Below are 19,857 nucleotides of genomic sequence, written 5' to 3'. Positions count from 1 at the left end.
GCGCACCCGGAGGCGCGGGGGCCGACGTGTCAAGGCTCGTCGGGCCCCGGCGCTCCGTAGGCGCCCGGTCACACCCGCCGACGTGCGGCGACTCGTGAAGATGCGTCATGTCACACACCGCCTCCACGAGACGGTTCGGACGGGACGCCGACACGGTTCACCATCATTCGGGCGGCCTCGCCAGGGGCAGCAGCGGCACGACGACCGTCGAGTTCGGCTGCGCGCCGCGTCCGCGCATGCGGCAGACGGGGTCGCCCTGGTGGAACTGGCACCACCAGCGGGGCGGCGGAATGCTCGGCGGCTTGTTCGGATCGCAGTTTCCGTCCGGGAACGGCGACTGGCAGGGCGGCTTGTCGCCCTCGCCGTCGCCGCCCTCACCGTCGCCCTGGCAGCGCGGGTCGTACTTGCCGATCGGGCTGTTGCACCACGGCGGACGGTCGTCCTTCTTCTTCTCCGGCGGCTTCGCCCACTTCTGCACGATCCCGCCCCACGCCGGCTGCGGGAACGCCTCCTGCGGCACGCCCTGCAGCGCGTTCGACATGTAGGACCGCCAGATGCGGGCGGGGATCGTGCCGCCCTGCACCTCGCCGATCCCCGGCAGGATCACCGACCGTTTCTGCTTGTCCGGACCGATCGAGTCGTTGTAGAGGGTGACGGCCGTGGAGACCTGCGGTACGTACCCGACGAACCAGGACGAGACGTTCCGGTCGGTCGTGCCGGTCTTGCCCGCGGCCTGGCGTCCGTCCGGAAGCGCGGCGGCGGTCGCCGTACCGCCGCGGATGACCTGCTGCATCGCGTAGGTGGCGTCCGCGGCGACCTTCGGGGTGAAGACGCGGTGCCGCTCGTACTTCGGCTGCAGCCGGGTCGTCTTGTTGTCCTGCTCCTTCACGACACGGATCACGTGCGGCTGGTAGTAGGTGCCGCCGTTGGCGAACACCGCGTAGCCCGCGGCCTGCTCGATCGGCCGGATGTTGTTGACGCCGAGCGCGAGGTTCAGGCAGCACTTGTGCGGCTTGAGCAGGTCGGGCGAGATCCCGGCGTCGGTCTCGGTCTTGATGACCTCCTCGATCCCGACCTTGCCCATGAGCTGGATGAACGCGGTGTTCACCGAGTCCTTGGTGGCCGTGATGAGGTTGACCGCGGGGCCCACGTTGTGGCTGTTCGGGACCTTCGTGCCGGTCGGGTCGTTCTCCGGCACGACGTTGCCGTTCGGGTCAATCGGGATCTTCGAGCGTCCCTCGACCAGGCTCTTGAGGCTGTAGTTCTGTTTCAGCGCGGTCGCGAGCACGTACGGCTTCATCGCCGACCCCGCCTGCGCCGACCCCTGCCACACGTTGTCGAACGCCTGGGAGAGGTAGTTGGGCCCGCCGTAGAAGGCGATGACCTCACCGTTCGCCGAGTTCACCGACACAAGCCCGACGCGGATCTTCTTCCTGGCGAGCTTGCCCGGATTCACCTGCGGGACGGTGTGCTCCGCCGCCTGCTTCGCCATCGCCATCCGCCTGCGGTCGAACGTCGTGTAGACGCGCAGGCCCTTGGTCGTCAGCTCCTTGTTGTCGATGCCCATCCGGCGGAGCTCTTCCTTGGCGCGCATCAGCATGTAGCCGCGCTGTCCGCCGTAGAGCTGGTCGCTCGTACCCGCCTTGTTGATTTTGGGCAGCTTCTGCAGGTACTTGTCCGCGTCGGCCTGGCTGAGCTTGCCCATCGAGACCATGCCCTTGAGCGTGTACTGGTAGCGCCCGGTCACCCAGGCCAGGTTTCCCTTGTCGCCCGGGTCGCGGTTGGGGTTCTGGATGATGCCGCCGAGGACCGCCGCCTGGTCTGGACGCAGCTTCCACACGTCCGTCCCGAAGTACTCGCGGGACGCCGCCTGGATGCCGTACGTGTCGCGACCGAAGTAGATGGTGTTGAGGTAGAGCTTGAGGATGTCGTCCTTGGAGTGCTTGTCCTCAAGCTTCAGCGAGATGAACAGCTCCTTGAACTTCCGGGTCATCGTGCGGTTGTTCGGGTCGGAGTAGTAGTTCTTCGCCAACTGCTGCGTGATCGTGGACCCGCCGCCCGATCCGCCGGTCAGGTTGTCCCACACGGCGCGGGTCGTGCCCTTGACCGAGAAACCCGGGTCGGTGCGGAAGTTACGGTTCTCCGCCGCCAGCACCGCGTTCTGGACGTGCGGCGGGATCTGCTTCAGCTCGACGCTCTGCCGCTTCTTGCCGATCCGGCCGATCTCGGTGCGATCGGTGTAGTAGAAGATCGACGCCTGGTCCTCGACGCCCGCGACGGTGGGCTCGGCCGGGGTCGGCGTGTTCGCGTACGCCACCCAGATCAGCGTGATGAACCCCGCGATGCCGAGACCGCAGACACCGGCGACGAGCTTCCAGGACGGAATGAAACGACGCCAGCCTGTGCCACGGGAGCGCAGGTGGTCGAAGAACGACATCTTCTTGTTGGGCGTCGGGGGTCGTCCAGGCCCGCCCGGTCCACCGGGTCCGCCCGGACCGCCTGGGCCTGGGCCGCCTGGTCCATTCGGGCCGCCTGGACGTCCGGGGCCGCCTGGTCCGCCGGAGCGGGGCGCCGCGCGCGTGCCCGTGCTGCGGAACCTCGCGGTGACCTTCGTCCCGAGTTCCTGCCCGCGCTTGCCGAGCTCGGTCAGCTTCTCCCGGACGCCGTTGCCGGTCGTTCCGAACGCCGCGCCACCGGCCCCGGCCATTCCGGGGCCCATGCCCATTCCGGCACCCGCACTGTGCCTGCCCGGGACGCGCGGCCCACCCGGCGGCGGCCCCATAGGCACCCCTGGACCAAGCCCACCGGGACCACCGGGACCACCGGGACCACCGGGACCACCGGGCGCTCCCATGGGAACACCGCCGGGACCACCGGGAGAGCTGCCGGGGCCACCAAACGACCCCATCCCAAGAGGATTGCCCGGGCCAGCCGGTCCCTCCAACGGACGAGGTCCACCCGTCCGGAAAGCATTGCCCGCACCAGGACCAGCAGGCCCGTCCGGCAACAAAGGCCCGTTAGGCCCCTGCGGACCAGCCCCACCGGGACCGCTCGGCATGCCGGGCCCACCGGGAGCACTCGGACCACTCTGGGCACCAAACCCAGCCGGGCCGCTCAGCGGGCCCGGTCCGACCAAGCCGCCCATGCCAGGAGAGGCGCCTGGTCCGCTCGGTGTGCTCGGTGAGCTCGCGCTCGGCCCGCCGCCGAGGATGCTCGGGCCGTCCAGCGGGCCCGGTGAACCCATCGGGGACGCGGCGCCCGGGACGCCGGGGGGCGTCGGGGACCAACTGCTCGCGGGGCCGCCCGGCGTGGCTTCCGGGGGGACGGCGGGGCCGGGCGCGGTCGGGGCGGGGTCGGTGGGGACGGCGTGGCCCCCCATGAAGCCCGGGCTGTCCTGCCCGGACGGCGTGCCCGGCGCGGGGTTCTCGTCGGCCCCCGGCTGTCCAGGGTCGCCGGATTCGCCGGGACGGGGACTGTGCTGCCCGCCCGGCCACTGCGACCCGGGTTCCGGTCGGGGCTGGCTTGGATTACTCACGCGACCTCATCAACAGGGGGACAACGATTGCTGCCATAGGGCCGGGGCGATCCCACGGCGATGGTGCGGCTCGTGCGCCGTCCGAGAGTACTGCGCGGGCTGGTGAGCGGGGGGAGCGCGTGCACGGCGAAGGTGCGTCCTGGCTGGTCAGCGCCCTTGCCGTAGGGGGTCCGGCCGGGCTGTTCCTCCTTCTTGTCCGGCACCGTTCGGGGCGGCGCCCCGCGGCCGGGACCGGCGGCGGGGCCAGGGTTTCACGCGCAACTTTGACACACTTCCGCCACATACACCCTGAATTCGCCGTATTCGCTCTGCGCCGTGAGGTATGCCGACGGCCTCGAACGTTCACCGGACGGACCGCCGTCGGTTCCCCACTTGCCAGGACGGCCATCGCTACGTATCTTGTCGATGTATCGAGTCGATACATTCACTCGATACATCGGTTCGAGATATCGGTACGAGACGGTCGGTCTCCGCGGGAGGTGGACGATGGCGGCGAGGAAGGGCGCGGGCGTGCTGGAACTCGCCGTGCTCGGCCTGCTGCACGAGTCCCCCATGCACGGCTACGAGTTGCGCAAGCGGCTCAACGTCCTGCTCGGCATGTTCCGGGCCTTCTCGTACGGATCTCTCTATCCGTGTCTCAAGCAGCTCCTCGCGGACGGGCTGATCGTCGAGGACCGGCCGGAGGAGCCCGGCACGCCGCTGGCGCTGCAGAGCCGCCGGTCGAAGATCGTCTACAAGCTCACCGCGGACGGCAAGGAGCGCCTCCAGCGGCTCCTGACCGAGGCCGGTCCGGCGTCGTGGGAGGACGAGGGGTTCGGCGTGCACTTCGCCTTCTTCTCGCACACCCGCGCCGACGTCCGGCTGCGGATCCTCGAAGGCCGGCGCAGCCGGCTGGAGGAGCGCCTGGAGAGCGTCCGCGCCGCCCTCGCCCGGACCCGCGAGCGGGTCGACTCCTACACCCTGGAGCTGCAGCACCACGGGCTGGAGTCGGTCGAACGCGAGGTCAGGTGGCTCAACGAGCTCATCGGGCGGGAGCGGGCCGAGCAGGAACAGCAAGCCAGACGTTACGAAAACAAACAGGACAAGCCTCGGGACAGGGGCCGCTGACGAAGGCCCCGCCTGGGGGACGGGTGAACCCCACCTCAGGCCCCCCGCACAGAGGTGGCGTTCGCCCTATCGGGGCGGGCGAGGATCGCAACCGCAAAAGAGAAGGAGCAACCGGATGGGTTCGGTGCGCGTGGCCATCGTGGGTGTGGGCAACTGCGCCTCTTCGCTCGTCCAGGGTGTCGAGTTCTACAAGGACGCGGCCCCCGACACGCGAGTGCCCGGCCTGATGCACGTCCAGTTCGGCGAATACCACGTCGGCGACGTGGAGTTCGTCGCGGCGTTCGACGTGGACGCCAAGAAGGTCGGGATGGACCTGTCCGAGGCCATCCACGCCAGCGAGAACAACACCATCAAGTTCGCCGACGTCCCGCCGACCGGGGTGACCGTCCAGCGCGGGCACACCTTCGACGGTCTCGGCGAGTACTACCTCGACATGGTCGAGGAGTCCGACGCCGAGCCGGTCGACGTCGTCCAGGCCCTCAAGGACGCCGAGGTCGACGTGCTGGTCTCGTACCTGCCCGTCGGGTCCGAGGACGCCGACCGCTTCTACGCCCAGTGCGCGATCGACGCCAAGGTCGCGTTCGTGAACGCGCTGCCGGTGTTCATCGCGAGCGACCCGGAGTGGGCGCAGAAGTTCACCGACGCGGGCGTCCCGATCGTGGGCGACGACATCAAGTCCCAGGTCGGCGCGACCATCACGCACCGCGTGATGGCCCGCCTCTTCGAGGACCGCGGGGTCGAGCTGCTGCGCACGTACCAGCTCAACTTCGGCGGCAACATGGACTTCATGAACATGCTGGAGCGCAAGCGCCTCCAGTCCAAGAAGATCTCCAAGACGCAGTCGGTCACGTCCCAGATCCCGCACGAGATGGCGAAGGCGGACGTGCACATCGGCCCGTCCGACCACGTGCCGTGGCTGGACGACCGCAAGTGGGCCTACGTCCGGCTGGAGGGCAGGTCGTTCGGCGACACGCCCCTCAACCTGGAGTACAAGCTGGAGGTCTGGGACTCCCCCAACTCCGCCGGTGTGATCATCGACGCGGTGCGCGCCGCGAAGATCGCGAAGGACCGGGGGATCGGCGGACCGATCCTGTCGGCGTCCTCCTACTTCATGAAGTCGCCGCCGGAGCAGTACAACGACGACCAGGCGCACGACGCGGTGGAGAAGTTCATCCGCGGCGAGGTCGAGCGCTAAACGCCGCCAACTACGGCGAAGCACCTCAAAGCACGGGGAGACGGGGCCGCGCGGCTCGTCACAACTCTCCCAAGGGGCGCCCTGACAGTGGACATCCGCTGTCAGGGCGTCCTTACTTCTGGAGAGAAAACGGTGATGTACCGGCCCTTTGTCACGCTCTGGCCCTACTGTGACACCGCCGGTTACTGCGCGCCAAGCTCCGAGTCTTGAGGTGAGAACGTGACGGCACGCGAGATGATCAAGGTGTCGGCGGGCCTGGCGGGGCTCGTCCTCGGGCTGGCCGGGTGCACCGGCGGCGGCGAGGGCGCCGCCGCCACCGGGCGGCCCCGCGACGGCGGCACGCTGAAGATCGTCGGCTCGTCGGACGTCGAGCACCTCGACCCCGCCGCCGTCGCCAGCGTCGGCGCGTACGGGCTCGCCCGCGTGTTCGCGCGGACGCTGTTCGGGACGCGCGCCTCCAACGACTTCCGGGAGACGATCCCCGTCCGGCCGGACGTCGCCCAGCGCGTCCCCACCCGCGAGAACGGCGACCTCGGCAAGGACCGGCGCACCTACACGGTCCGGCTGCGGACGGGCGTGCGGTGGAACACGCGGCCGGCGCGGGCGGTGACCGCGCACGACTTCGTCCGCGGGTTCGAGCGGCTGTGCAACCCGGCGTCGCCGTCCGCGGGCACGGGGTACTTCGTCTCCACGATCAAGGGCATGGCCGGGTACTGCCGCGGCTTCTCCGCCGTCGACCCGAAGGCCCCCGGCGCGATGGCCGCCTACCAGCGCGACCACGACATCGAGGGCGTCCGCGCGAAGGACGACCGGACGCTCGTGTTCCGGCTGAACCGTCCGGCGAGCGACTTCCTCAACCTGCTCGCGCTCCCGTACACCGCCGCCGCGCCGCAGGAGTACGACCGGTACGTCCCGGACGGCCCGGATCTGCGGCGCAACACGATCTCGGACGGCCCGTACCAGATCGCCGAGTACCGGCCCGGATTGTCGTACCTGCTCACCCGGAACCCGGCGTGGCGGGCCGCGGCCGACCCGCTGCGCGAACGGCATGTCGCGAAGATCCAGATCACCCTCGGGCAGGACTCGGCGGAGACCGTCCAGCAGCAGATCGAGCAGGGGGTCTCCGACCTCGCCTGGGACCAGCCCGTGCCGACGTCGGCGATCCCCCGGCTCCGCAACGACACCCGCTTCGCGATCATGGAGACGCCGAGCAACAGCCCCTACCTGGTGTTCAACACGCACAGCCCCAACAACCGCGGCGCGCTCGGCGACCGCGCGGTCCGGCGCGCCCTGGAGTTCGCGGTCGACCGGAGCGCGCTCATCAAGATCGTCGGCGGTCCGTCGGTGGCGCGGCCGCTGCACACGGTGATCCCGCCGGGCAACTCGGGGTACGCGGCCGTCGACCACTATCCGACGCCCAACGAATCCGGTGATCCGGCGAAATGCCGCCAGTTGCTCGGCCAGGCCGGACGTACCGGCTTGACGCTGAAATTCCCGTATCGGACGAACAGCGTCCACAAGCTCATCGCCCAGTCGATCGCGGAGAACCTCGACTCCTGCGGGGTGAAGACCGAACTCACCCCCGACACGGGCGGCTCCTTCTACGCCGGGACGATCGCCACCCCCGCCAAGGCGCGCGCGGGCGAATGGGACATCGCCGCCCCCGGCTGGACGCCCGACTGGTACGGCAACAACGGCCGCTCGATCATCCAGCCGCTGTTCGACGGGCGCGCCTACGGGCAGAACTCCACCAACTACGGCGGCTACGACAATCCGCAGGTCAACGCCCTCATCGACGCCGCGCTGACCGCTCCGGACACGGCGGTGGCGGCGGGCCGCTGGCAGCAGGCCGACCAGCAGATCATGGAGGACGCGGCGATCGTCCCGCTGCTCGATCGTTCGCAGACCCTTTTCCGATCGTCCCGCGTCCACGGGGCGCTCTTCCTCCCCACCACCGCGACCTACGACTACACACGCCTCTGGCTCACGTCCTGACCTCCGCGTTTACGGGTTTTCACCGGCGACCGATGGACGCGGGACCACTGGGTACAGTGATCAGGTGAAGGCTGGGGATCTGCCGGGAATTCTGCGCGGGCGGGACTTCCGGCGGCTGTACGCGACGCGACTCGCCTCGCAGTTGACGGACGGCCTCTTCCAGGTTTCGCTCGCGGGCTACGTGTTCTTCTCGCCGGAGCGGCAGACGACGGCGGCGAAGGCGGCGGCCGCGTTCGCCGTGACGCTGCTGCCCTACTCGGCGCTCGGCCCGTTCGCGGGCGTGTTCATCGACCGGTGGCGGCGGCGACAGATCCTCGTATGGGCGCCGATACTGCGGGCTGTCCTCGTCCTGCTCGTCGCGGCGCTCGCCGCCGCCGGGCGGGAGGGCCTCGGCTTCTTCGCCGGGGTCCTCGTGGTGCTGGGCGTGAACCGGTTCTTCCTGTCCGCGCTGTCGGCGGCGCTGCCGCACGTGGTGCGGCGCGACCATCTGGTCACGGCGAACGCGTTCTCGGTGACGTCCGGGACGATCATCGCGTTCGTCGGCGGCGGCATCGGCTACCTGCTGCGCCGGTCCTTCGGCTCCGAGGACGGCGGGACGGCGCTGATCCTCGTCGCGGCGGCGGCGCTGTTCCTCGCCGCCGGGCTGATGGCGACGACCCTGCCGCGGGCGCTGCTCGGCCCGCACCCGGCCGAGGACGCGCCGCCGGGCACGCCGCGCGGCGAGGCGCCGCGGACGGTCGAGGCGCTCGGCACCGTCGTGGACGGCCTAGTCGACGGCGCCCGGCACATCGCCCGGCGTCCGCAGGCGGCGCTGGCGCTCGGCGCGATCTCCTTCCACCGGTTCCTGTACGGGATCGTCCTGATCATGACGCTGCTGCTGTGCCGGAACAGCTTCGCCGACGACCCGGACGAGGGGCTCGCGAAGTTCGCGGTGATGCTCGGCGTGTCCGGCGCCGGATACTTCGCGGCGGCGCTGATCACCCCGCCGGTGGTGCGGCGGATCAGCAAGCAGGCGTGGGTGGCGTGGCTGCTCGGACTGGCCGCGCTGAGCCTGCTCGCGCTGGGCATGCCGTTCGCGGAGCGCTCGTGGGCGGCCGCGTCGTTCGTGCTGGGCGTCGTGTCCCAGGGCGTGAAGCTGTGCGTCGACACGACGCTCCAGGAGACGATCGACGACGCCTACCGGGGGCGCGTGTTCGCCCTCTACGACATGCTGTTCAACGCCATGTTCGCGGCGGCGGCAGCGGCGGCGGCGATCTGGCTGCCCTCGGACGGCAGCGCCGGGCTCACCCTCCTCGCCGTGATCGCCGCGTACGCGGCGGGCGCGGTCGTCTACCGAACGGCGGCCGCCCGCAGCCCGGCCCACGCACTCCGTTAGCCAGTTCTGTCGGAGGCACGTGGTGTAGTCGCTCTATGACTCTTAGTCGTGCAGCGCTCAGAGCGACTCGGCGATGGCGGAGAGAGCGGCGGCGATGTGGTGAACCTCGTCGTCCGTGCAGACGTAGGGCGGCATCGTGTAGATCAGCTTGCCGAACGGGCGAAGCCATACCCCGTGCGCCATGGCGATCTCCTGGACGGCCGGGACGTCCACCGGCTCGCGCGCCTCCACCACCCCGATCGCGCCGAGCACCCGGACGTCGGCGACGCCGGGGAACTTGGCGGCCTCCTCCAGTTCGCTGGTGAGGATCGCTTCGATGGCGTCCACCTCGTCCCGCCAGTCGCGGGAGAGGAGCAGGTCGATGGACGCGGACGCGACGGCCGCGGCCAGCGGGTTCGCCATGTAGGTGGGGCCGTGCATGAGTACGCCCGCCTCGCCCGAGGTGATCCCGTGGGCGACGCGGTCCGTGCACAGGGTGGCGGCCATCGTCATGTATCCACCGGTCAGCGCCTTGCCGAGGCACATGATGTCGGGGACGACCTCGGCGTGGTCGCACCCCCACAGCTCGCCCGTCCGGCCGAACCCGGTGGCGATCTCGTCCAGGATGAGGAGCAGGCCGTGCTCATCGGCGATCTCGCGGAGCGCGCTCAGATACTCGGGGGCGTAGAACCGCATGCCCCCGGCGCCCTGGACGATCGGCTCGACGATGATCCCGGCGAGCTCGTCCGCGTGCTCGGCGGCGAGGCGCGCCAGCTCGTCCAGGTAGTCGGCGTCGGGATCGGCGGCGTACCCGAGCGGGGGCGGCGGCGCGAACACGTGCCGCGCGAGGACGTCGCTGAAGATGTGGTGCATCCCGTTCACCGGGTCGCACACGGCCATGTCGCCGAAGGTGTCGCCGTGGTACCCGCCCCGGACGGTGAGCAGCCGGTGCCGCTCGGGCCGTCCCTGCGACCGCCAGTACTGGAGCGCCATCTTGATCGCGACCTCGACCGCCACCGACCCGGAGTCGGCGAAGAACACCTTGGTCAGCGGCTCAGGCGTGATCTCGACGAGCCGCTCCGCCAGCCGCACCGCGGGCGGATGCGTGAGCCCCCCGAACATCACGTGCGCCATCTTGCCGAGCTGCCCGGTGACGGCCGCGTTCAGCTTCGGGTGGTTGTACCCGTGGATGGCCGCCCACCACGACGACATCCCGTCGATCAGCTCGGTGCCGTCCGCGAGGACCAGCCGCACCCCGTCCGCCGACACGACCGGCTGCACCGGAGCCGACGCGGGCATGGGCGAATACGGGTGCCAAATGTGCTCCCGATCGAACGCCAACATCCGCTCGGCCTCACGCGGACTCATCCGCCCAAGCTGCAACGAAATCACGACCCACCCCCCACCACTCCACCACCGGATCCCGCATCCTCCCCAGGTCCGCCACCCTCAGACGCGCCGTCGGTGAGCGGTGAACTCCCTGGGGCCTCACCTTCGGTGGTGGCGTCGTCCCCGGCGGTCTGGTGTTCGGGCGCTTCGGGCTCAGCCACCGGCGAGGCGGGCGTGCGGGTCTTCGGACGCTTGGCGGTGGTGGCGTCTGAGGAGGTGGCTTCGGTGGTGGCCCAGGTTCGGAGTTCTTGTTCGGCTGCTTCTTTGCCGATCAGGCCGCGGTCGAGGCGAAGGTCGAGGAGGAAGCGGTATGCCTTGCCTACGAGGGGGCCGGGGGGGATGCCGAGGATCTCCTGGATCTCGTTGCCGTCGAGTTCGGGGCGCATCGCGGCCAGTTCCTCTTCCTCCGCGAGGCGTTCGATGCGCAGTTCCAGGTCGTCGTAGGTGCGGCGGAGGCGGTCGGCCTTGCGGCGGTTGCGGGTCGTGCAGTCGGCGCGGGTCAGCTTGTGCAGGCGGGACAGGAGCGGACCGGCGTCCCGGACGTACCGGCGGACGGCCGAGTCGGTCCACTCGCCGGTGCCGTAGCCGTGGAAACGGAGGTGCAGCTCGACCAGACGTGACACGTCGGAGATGACGTCCTTGGGGTAGCGCAGCGCGGTCAGCCGCTTGCGCGTCATCTTCGCGCCGACGACCTCGTGGTGGTGGAAGGACACGCGTCCGCCCGACTCGAAGCGCCGGGTGCGGGGCTTGCCGATGTCGTGGAGCAGCGCGGCCAGGCGCAGGACGAGGTCGGGCCCGTCCTCCTCCTGCGCGATCGCCTGCTCCAGGACGATCAGCGAGTGCTCGTAGACGTCCTTGTGCCGGTGGTGCTCGTCGATCTCCAGCCGCAGCTTCGGCAGCTCCGGCAGGACGTGGTCGGCGAGGCCGGTGTCGACGAGGAGGGCGAGGCCCTGGCGCGGGTACAGGCCGCAGATCAGCTTGGACAGCTCGTCCCGGACGCGCTCGGCCGAGACGATCTCGATGCGGGGCGCCATGTCCGTCATCGCGCGGACGACGTCCGGCGCGACCTCGAAGCCGAGCTGCGACGCGAACCGGGCGGCGCGCATCATGCGCAGCGGGTCGTCGTTGAAGGAGTCCTCGGGACGGCCGGGCGTGCGCAAGATCCTGCGCTGCAGGTCGACCAGGCCGCCGAACGGGTCGACGAACTCGTGTCCGGGGAGCCGGGCCGCCATGGCGTTGACGGCGAAGTCGCGGCGGCGCAGGTCCTCGACGAGGGACGTCCCGTACGACACGTCCGGCTTGCGCGACTTCGGGTCGTAGGACTCGCTGCGGTAGGTGGTGATCTCCAGCTCGACGCCGTTCTTGCGGAGGCCGACGGTGCCGAACTCGATGCCGATCGTCCAGTGCGCGTCCGCCCAGTCGCGGATGATCTCCAGGGTGCGCTCGGGCGGCGCGTCGGTGGTGAGGTCGACGTCCTTGGTCGGGCGGCGCAGCAGCGCGTCCCGGACCGGACCGCCGACCAGTGCCAGCTCGTGACCGGCCGCCGCGAACCTGGCGCCGAGCTCGTCGGCGACGGGCGCGATGCCGCGCAGCAGTTCGGCGATCGCGGTCCGCCGCGAGGCCTCGGGGGTCACGTTCCGGTTGGGCACGGCCATCGAGCGTATTTCCTTGATAGATGGGATGACAAAGGACTTTCCTGCGATCGGTGAGGCCCGCGCCGGAGTCCTTGCGGGGCCGGACGAGGACGGGGCTCTTCACATGCCTCGATCCCCGAGTTACGTTCTGGGCACTCCGATGACGCCGACGCGACCGCCGGTGCGGGTCCCGCACGACAACGGTAGCGGGACCTTACGGCCCACGGTCCGCCGCAGGTGCGGCAGAGGCGCATCGAGAGGGTTTACGTCGCGCGGACGGCGTCAAGCCGGACGTCTCGGGTATGCGGTGATCCCGCGAAGTGCGAAGCACGGGGTGACATCGAACCAGGACCCGGGGGTGAGCGGGGTGCGCCCCCACGGATGGAGCCGATCATGAAGGACGCCCTCGCCATCCACCGCGCGCTGCTCGAATGGGAGACCGTGCACGAGATCGTGCGGCTGCCCAGCGCGCTGGCCAACGCCGACGAACTGCCCGCGGTGCTCGGCCTGCCGGCGGCCCGATGCCTGGTGACGCGCGTCTATGCCTGCGACGACGTCCGTCCGGGACACCGGTTCCTCGCCGGGGTGATCGTCCGCGCGGGCGAGCGGCCGTCGCCGGAGGCGGTACGGCTCGCGGCCGGCGCGCGGGCCGTCCGACCCGCCCACGACGACGTCGTCAACGCGGTCACCGAGTACGCGGCGAACCTCGTCTGCCCCCTCCTCCTGCCCGACGACATGCTCCTCCTCATCGACCAGCACATCGTCGACGCCGTCCCCGAGGACGACGTCGTCTACACCGCGACCGGCGAACCGTCCACGGCCCTCGGGATCCGCGCCCGAACCCTGCACACCCTCTGCCAAGCCAAACCAGCCGACCTCCGCCTCCCGTCCTCCGAAACCCGAGAACCCCACCACCCCGCCGCCTGACCCCCGCACCCCCGCCCCCGAAACCGCCAAACTCCACCATCCCGCCGCCTGACCCCCCGCACCCCCGACCAACGCGCCCCACTCGCTTCGGCTGGCGGGTGAGCGAAACGGGTGAATGGGGGATTCCGGGCTACAGGTGGGCGGGGCGGCCTGACGGGGGTGTGTGGCCGACTAACATCGGGGCCGTGGTGCGGGAAATCTATGCCCGTCGTCCCGAGGGGCCCGGTCGCGCGGTCGGCGCGGCGCCGGGCGGCCCTCGGTCGGGCACGGCGTGAGAATGGTCAGGCGCGCTGTCGCGCTGGCCGCCCTGCTGCCCTGCATCACGATGGCGGCCCCCACCGTCCTGATCCCGCCCGCCCTCGCATCGCCCTCCGGGTCTCCTGATCTGGCCAGTGCTGAGGGGACGCTCGCGGCGACGAGCGCGGGACGGCAGCGGGTTCAGGTGGGGCTCGCGTTCACTCAGGTGGCGCCGAAGACCCTGCATGGGAATTCGCAGATCGAGATATCCGGTATCGCGAAGAACCGGACGGAAGGGCAGCTCGCCGGGCTCACCGTCCGGATGCGGTACAGCGCGCAGCCGATCACCAGCCGAAGCCAGCTCGACCAGTTCTCGGCCGGGCAGACGAACCAGCTGCCGAACGCGACCCAGCCGCAGCCGTTGACGAACGTCGCCGCGCCCGGCTCGACGCAGAACTGGTCGTTCAAGGCGACGCCCAAGTCGCTCCGGCTGAGTGCTCCGAACGGCACGCCGGGCGTGTACCCGGTGGGCGTCGAGGTGCTGAACCCGGCGCAGCAGGTCGTCGGCGGGCTGACGACCTTCCTGACGTTCATGCCGCAGAAGCGGCTGTTCAAGCCCGTCTCGATCAGCTGGGTCTGGCCGCTGATCGACCGCATGCACCGCACCACCGACGGGACGTTCTTCGACGACCAGCTCACCAAGGACATGGCCCCCGGCGGACGCCTCAACAGGCTCGTCAGCGCGGCGGGCACGACCGCCACGCCGGTCACGTGGGCGGTCGACCCGGCGCTCATGGACGACGCGCAGCGCATCGCGTCCGACCGCTACGTCGTCCAGCCGTTCGGCGCGAAGAAGGGCGCCGAGAAGGAGAAGAGCCCGGTCGCGGCGCGGTGGCTGTCCGATCTGAAGACCGCGTCGAAGGGCGACCCCTACTTCACCGTCCCGTACGGCGACCCGGACGTGGTCGCGCTCGTCCGGCACAAGACGCCGCGCGACATCGCCGTCGCCCTCGACGCCCGCAACACCGGTGTCGCGACGCAGGCGCTCGGACGTCCGGCGGACGCGCACGTCGCCTGGCCGCCGTCCGGCGCCGCCGGTCCGGGGACGCTCGAACAGCTCGCCGAGCACCAGCTCAAGCGCGGCGGGTCGTTCCTGATGAGCACTTCGCAGTTCCAGAACCCGGCGTCGGGCACGCCGCCGAACGCGACGACGGCGCTCCAGACGAAGCGGGGCGTCGAGAAGACCGTCCTGTACGACGAGAAGCTCAGCCAGATCGTCAGCCAGGGGTCGCAGTCCGCGGCCGGCGGGGTGCTGACCGAGCAGCGGTTCCTGGCCGAGACGGCGATGATCGCGGCGGAGACGCCGAACCTGCAGCGTTCGGTGGTCGTCGCCCCCGACCGGCGCTGGAACCCGGCGCCCGGCCTCGCCGAACGCCTGCTCACCTACACCAAGGACGCGGCCTGGCTGCGCGAGACGCCGCTGAAGAAGATCCAGGCCGCGCAGCCGCAGGACCGGGTGTTCAACGGCCTCCCCGACTCCAACGTGTGGCACGAGCTGGGCGACGCGCACCTCGCGCAGACGCACGACATCGCCAAGCGCGCCTCGGCGTTCCGGGCCGTGATGACGGGCGACATCAAGATCTCCTACGAGCGCGCCCTGCTCCGCCTGGGCTCCGTCGCCTGGCGGACGATGCCCGCCCGCGCCAAGGCCGCCCGCGACATGCTCGGCAGGCAGGTCGCGGACGACATGGAGAGCGTCCGCATCGTCCCTCCCAAGAACGGACGCGTCCTGATGGGGGGAAGTTCGGGGAGGCTTCCCGTCCTCATCGAGAACAGGCTGAGCCACCAATCGGTGACGGTTCGCCTTGTCGCGACGTCCGAGAACACCGCGAAACTCCGGCTCGGGCAGCTTCCCCCGGAGGAGTCGGTGATCGAGCTGAGGCCCGGGCAGCGGGCCCAGCGCTGGATCCCGGCGAAGGCGGCGGGCAACGGCAACTTCCACGTCTACCTGGAGCTGTGGGTCCCGAGCTCGAACCCGAACTCGGACCGGAACACGAAGGGGCGGAGGTTCGGGGACGTCCAGACCATCACCGTCCGCACCACCGGGTACGGACGGCTGGCGCTGCTCATCACGGGCGGCGGACTTGCCGTACTCTTCGTGGGCGTCGGAGTGCGGGCCATCAGAGCAAGGCGCCGCCGGAAAGCGGAGGCAGCCGGTGACGGGTCGACCGGAATGGGATCGGCAGGGACGGCCGAACAGGGCTACGGATACCCCGGCCCCGGGTTCGCAGGGCCAGGGCTCCCCGGCGTCGAGTTCCCCGCAGCACCCGGGGCAGGGCTACCCGCAACAGGGACAGGGCCCGGGCTACCCGGGTCAGGGCCACAACCCGCCGGGCAACCAGCAGGGGCGCCCTCCGAACCAGGGCCCGCCCCACGTCCAGCCGGGCCAGGTCCCGCCGGGCCAGGTTCCGCCGGGCCAGGTTCCGCCCCCGCAGGGACCGCCGCGCCCGACGTACCCGGCGCCGCAGGGGACCCCGGGTCAGGGGTACCCGAACCGGCCGCCGACGGGAAGGCCGGGCGGCGCGGCAGGCACTCCGCCGCCGATCCCCGCGGCCGAGACGGCGATTGACCTCCCCGCTCCCGGCGGCCCCACCCCCGGCGGCCCGCTGACCCCGGGCGAGACGGTCGTCGACGCCCTACCGCCCCGTCCGCCCGCGCCGGACGGCGGCGAGAAGCCCGCGTCCGGCGGCATCCTGCGCTCCGGCGCGATCATGGCGGTGGGCACCCTCGCGTCCCGCGTCACCGGCTTCCTGCGCACCGCGGTCATCGTCGCCGCGCTCGGCACCGGGCTGCTCGCCAACGCCTACAACACCGCGAACACGATCCCCAACCAGATCTACGACCTGCTGCTCGGCGGGATCCTGACCAGCGTCGTCGTCCCGCTGCTCGTCCGGGCGAAGGAGCGCGACCGCGCGGACGGCGAGCGGTACGAGCAGCGCGTGTTCACCCTCGCCGTGATCGGCCTCGGCGTGCTGACCCTCGTCGCGATGCTGTGCGCGCCGCTGTTCATCGACGTCCTCGCGGGCAGCTACAGCGGCGACCAGCGCAAGGTCGCGATCCTGTTCGCGCAGTTCTTCCTGCCGCAGATCTTCTTCTACGGCGTCGGCGCGTTCGCCGGGGCGATCCTCAACACGCGCGGCAGCTTCGGCGCGCCGATGTGGGCGCCGGTGCTGAACAACCTCGTGGTCATCGCGGTCGGCGGCGCGTTCCTCGCGATCACCTCCGGCCGGATCGACCCGTCCAACATCTCCGACGGCCAGCTCATGCTGCTGTCGGTCGGGACGACCGGCGGGATCGTCCTGCAGACGGTGGCGCTGTGGCCGTCGCTGCGCCGCGTCGGGTTCCGGTGGCGGCCCCGCCTGGACTTCCAGCGCGGCGAGATCGGCGAGGTCGGCCGGATGGCCGGCTGGACGCTGCTCTACGTCGTCGCCACCCAGTCCGGCCTCGCCGTCGTCACCGCCCTCGCGAACCGGGCCGGGACGGTCGCCGACAAGCAGGGCCTCGGCGAGGGCTACGGGTACACGCCGTACTTCAACGGCTACCAGCTCTTCCAGCTGCCCTACGCCATCGTCGGCGTCTCGGTGATCACGGCGCTGCTGCCGCGGATGAGCCGGTTCGCGGCCGAGGGCAAGACCGCCGACGTGCGGGCCGCGTTCTCCAGCGGGCTGCGGCTGTCCTCGGTGATCATCATGCCGGCGGCGGCGCTGATGCTGGTGCTCGGCCCGGAGATCACCACGGTGCTGTTCGCGCACGGCAACACCTCGCCCGCGGACGCGCTGGTCATCGCCCGGGTCATGCAGATGTTCGCGATCGCGCTCGTGCCGTTCTCCACCTACCAGCTCATGCTGCGCGTCTTCTACGCGCACGGCGACACCCGGACGCCCGCGCTGGTCGGGCTCGTGTCCGTCACGTCCAACATCATCGTGGCGTTCACGGCGTACAGCGTCCTCGACGTCAAGTGGATCGTCGTCGGCATCGCGGGCGGGTTCGCCATCACGAACATGGTCGGCACGCTGACCTGCTGGCTGGTGCTGCGCCGCAAGCTCGGCGGCATCGACGGGCGCCGCATCGTCGGCGGGCACCTGAAGCTGCTCGTCGCCATCTGGCCGCTCGTCGGCTTCGCCTACGCGACCCGCACCGTCGCGGACGCGGCGGGCGACACCGCCAACCTGCTGCCCGCGCTCGCCGCGCTCGTCGTCGGCTCGGCGGGCGGCGGCGCCCTCTACGTGCTCTTCGCCAAGCTCATGCGGGTGGACGAGGTCCAGACCGCGATCTCCACGTTCACGAGCCGGTTGCCCGGCCGCTAGCCCGGGACCGATCCCGGTTCGGTCCCGGCCGGAAGCGCGCCGCGAACCGAACGGACGGACGGGCGGGGACGCCGGCACGACGGGATGGCATCTGTAGCGGTAGCGGCAGTGGAAACCGAGGTAAACCCGCGAGACAAAGTAAAAAGGACGCGCCGCGATAAGGAAGCCTCCCGGGCGTGTAGCCACTACCATGTGGGGGACTACGGCTTGCGGGGCGACACCCTGGGGAACGCAAAGAGGAGGGTCGGAGGCGTAAGCTGCCACGCCACGAACATGGGATCTGACCACCTGTGCAGGACGTTGCCGTGAGCACGTCAGTCATCGAGCCCGGCACGCGCCTCGCCGGCCGCTATCGGCTGGAGGAGCGCATCAGCGACTCCGGCGGTTCGGCCCTCTGGAAGGCCATCGACGAGATCCTCGCGCGGGCGGTCGCCGTCCGCACCTTCGACCCCGACTTCCCCCGGATCGCCGAGGCGGTGACGTCCGCCCGCTCCGCGAGCAGGCTCACCGACCCGCGGCTCACCCAGGTGTTCGACGCCGACGACAGCGGCGAGAGCGCGTACGTCGTCAGCGAATGGGTCGCAGGCGAGACGCTGGAGGGCATGCTCGCCAAGGCCCCGCTGGAGCCCGGACGCGCCGCCACCCTGCTCTACGAGGCTGCCGAGGCGATCTCCGCCGCGCACGCCGCCGGGCTGTCGCACCTGTGCCTCACTCCCCGCGACCTCGTCTGGACGACCGGCGGCACCGTCAAGATCCTCGGCATCGCGACCGACGCCGTGCTCGGCGACCGGCAGTCCGACGACCCGGGCGGCGACGACGTCCGCGGCCTCGGCCGGATGCTGTACGCCGCGCTCACCGCGCACTGGCCGGGCGACCCGGTCGGGTCCGAGCTGCCCGCGGCGCCCGCCACGGACGGCGTCCCGCACGCGCCCCGGCAGGTCCAGGCCGGGATCTCGCACGCCATCGACGCGATCGTCTGCCGGTGCCTCGGCCTCGGGGCGGCGGAGGCGCTCGCGTCCCCGTCCGACCTCGCGAAGGCGCTGCGCGGCGTCCCGCGCACGCCGCTGCCGCTGTTCGCCGGGCTCGGGCACGCCCAGCCGCCCACGCGCCCGGCGCCGCAGCGCCGTCCGGGCGCGCCGGGCGCCACGCAACCGCACCGGCCGCCCGCCGAGCAGGAGCAGACGGCGGCGTCGCACGTCCCGCCGCCGCGCGTGCGCGGCCGCCGGGACGCCGCGCCCCCGCCCGGCTCCACCGGCACCCGGGCGGCGCCCGCGCACGGCGCGCCGGGACGGTCCGGCAACCGCGCCCTCCTCGGCGTCGCGGCCGCCGCCCTCACCGTCATCGTCGGGCTCGGCGCGTGGGCGCTGGTCGGCCTGCGCGGCAAGGGCGACCCGAACGACAACGTCACCGACAAGGGCCGCCAGAGCGCCCCGGTGAAGCCCGCCGTCACCGAACTCAAGATCCGGAGCGCGGAGGGCGTCGACCCCGTCGGCCAGGACGGCGGCAAGGGCGCGGAGAAGGGCCGCCTCGCCATCGACGGCAAGGCCGGCACCGCGTGGCGCAGCTCCTACTACACCTCGCCGGACTTCGGCAGGCTCAAGGAGGGGCTCGGGCTCATGCTCGACATGGGCAGGACGGTCAAGGTCAGCGAGATCAAGGCCCAGCTTCCCGCCCAGTCCGCCGGGGCCGTGATCCAGTTGAAGATCGGCGCCACGTCCGACGCGGGCTCGATGCAGAGGGCGGACACGGCCACGGCCGGGTCCGGCAGCGTGACGTTCAAGCTCCAGCAGCCGCGTACCGCGCGGTACGTGCTGCTCTGGTTCACCAGGCTCGGGCACGGGTCGGACGGCCAGATCCGCGCCGAGGTCAACGAGGTCTCCGTCCTCGGCTCGACCGGCTGACCCGGTCGGAACGTCCGCGCACCAGCAGGTCGACCGGCGTCGGCGCCCTCCCTCGGGAGGGCCGCGCCGGTGACATCCCCGCGATCGGCCGGGACGCCGCCGAACGGTCTGTGACGTGGGGCGGCGCATGTCTGTATCGTGCCTGTGAGCAGATTGTCCCTTCGCCCCCAGGAATCCGTGGTGCCAACCCCAGCAGCCGGTCGCGGGCTCCCGGCG

The 19,857-nt window shown here is 71.1% G+C and carries 11 protein-coding genes; 8 read left to right on the top strand and 3 right to left on the bottom strand.

Annotated features, from left to right (window positions below):
• Window positions 1-163 precede the first annotated feature (163 nt).
• Entirely contained in the window at window positions 164-2,725 is a 2,562-nt protein-coding gene (locus FXF65_RS13320; RefSeq protein ID WP_222868545.1) for a transglycosylase domain-containing protein, read from the bottom strand.
• Window positions 2,726-4,021: 1,296 nt separating this feature from the next.
• On the opposite strand from FXF65_RS13320, the gene FXF65_RS13315 reads away from it, so the two are divergent.
• The 4 genes from FXF65_RS13315 (at window position 4,022) to FXF65_RS13300 (ending at window position 9,207) form a co-directional block, all read left to right on the top strand.
• Window positions 4,022-4,642: a PadR family transcriptional regulator gene (locus tag FXF65_RS13315; protein ID WP_148350234.1), complete on the top strand. Its 621-nt coding sequence runs from the start codon at window positions 4,022-4,024 to the stop codon at window positions 4,640-4,642.
• Window positions 4,643-4,757: 115 nt separating this feature from the next.
• Window positions 4,758-5,837: an inositol-3-phosphate synthase gene (locus FXF65_RS13310; RefSeq protein ID WP_148350232.1), complete on the top strand. Its 1,080-nt coding sequence runs from the start codon at window positions 4,758-4,760 to the stop codon at window positions 5,835-5,837.
• 219 nt (window positions 5,838-6,056) lie between these two features.
• Window positions 6,057-7,832 (top strand): ABC transporter substrate-binding protein, encoded by a 1,776-nt coding sequence (locus FXF65_RS13305; RefSeq protein ID WP_246198554.1) that lies wholly within the window; start codon window positions 6,057-6,059, stop codon window positions 7,830-7,832.
• A 64-nt stretch (window positions 7,833-7,896) separates the two neighbouring features.
• Window positions 7,897-9,207, top strand: a complete 1,311-nt coding sequence (locus tag FXF65_RS13300) for an MFS transporter (RefSeq protein WP_148350230.1) — start codon at window positions 7,897-7,899, stop codon at window positions 9,205-9,207.
• A 57-nt stretch (window positions 9,208-9,264) separates the two neighbouring features.
• Here FXF65_RS13300 and bioA read toward each other — a convergent pair whose 3' ends face one another.
• Both bioA and FXF65_RS13290 read right to left on the bottom strand, forming a co-directional pair.
• A complete protein-coding gene (bioA, locus tag FXF65_RS13295; RefSeq protein WP_148350229.1) occupies window positions 9,265-10,554 on the bottom strand; it encodes an adenosylmethionine--8-amino-7-oxononanoate transaminase in 1,290 nt (429 codons plus the stop codon).
• 20 nt (window positions 10,555-10,574) lie between these two features.
• Window positions 10,575-12,230 carry a CCA tRNA nucleotidyltransferase gene (locus tag FXF65_RS13290; RefSeq protein WP_246198552.1) on the bottom strand — a complete coding sequence of 552 codons (1,656 nt, stop codon included), beginning with the start codon at window positions 12,228-12,230 and terminating at the stop codon, window positions 10,575-10,577.
• A 372-nt stretch (window positions 12,231-12,602) separates the two neighbouring features.
• Here FXF65_RS13290 and FXF65_RS13285 point away from each other — a divergent pair, with 372 nt between their 5' ends.
• From FXF65_RS13285 to FXF65_RS13270, 4 genes are all read left to right on the top strand, one after another.
• Window positions 12,603-13,136, top strand: a complete 534-nt coding sequence (locus FXF65_RS13285) for a YbaK/EbsC family protein (RefSeq protein ID WP_148350227.1) — start codon at window positions 12,603-12,605, stop codon at window positions 13,134-13,136.
• 277 nt (window positions 13,137-13,413) lie between these two features.
• On the top strand, window positions 13,414-16,002 hold the full coding sequence (locus tag FXF65_RS13280) for a DUF6049 family protein (protein ID WP_148350225.1): 2,589 nt from the start codon (window positions 13,414-13,416) through the stop codon (window positions 16,000-16,002).
• A complete protein-coding gene (gene murJ, locus FXF65_RS13275) occupies window positions 15,977-17,740 on the top strand; it encodes a murein biosynthesis integral membrane protein MurJ (protein ID WP_148350605.1) in 1,764 nt (587 codons plus the stop codon). The genes FXF65_RS13280 and murJ overlap by 26 nt, the downstream gene beginning before the upstream one ends.
• A 305-nt stretch (window positions 17,741-18,045) precedes the next feature.
• Window positions 18,046-19,641 carry a protein kinase family protein gene (locus tag FXF65_RS13270; protein WP_148350223.1) on the top strand — a complete coding sequence of 532 codons (1,596 nt, stop codon included), beginning with the start codon at window positions 18,046-18,048 and terminating at the stop codon, window positions 19,639-19,641.
• The last annotated feature ends 216 nt before the right edge of the window (window positions 19,642-19,857 follow it).

The organism is Actinomadura syzygii (assembly GCF_008085905.1).
GTDB lineage: Bacteria > Actinomycetota > Actinomycetes > Streptosporangiales > Streptosporangiaceae > Spirillospora > Spirillospora syzygii.
Note: the sequence above shows the minus strand (reverse complement) of the source record. Positions and strands in the feature narration are given on the sequence as shown.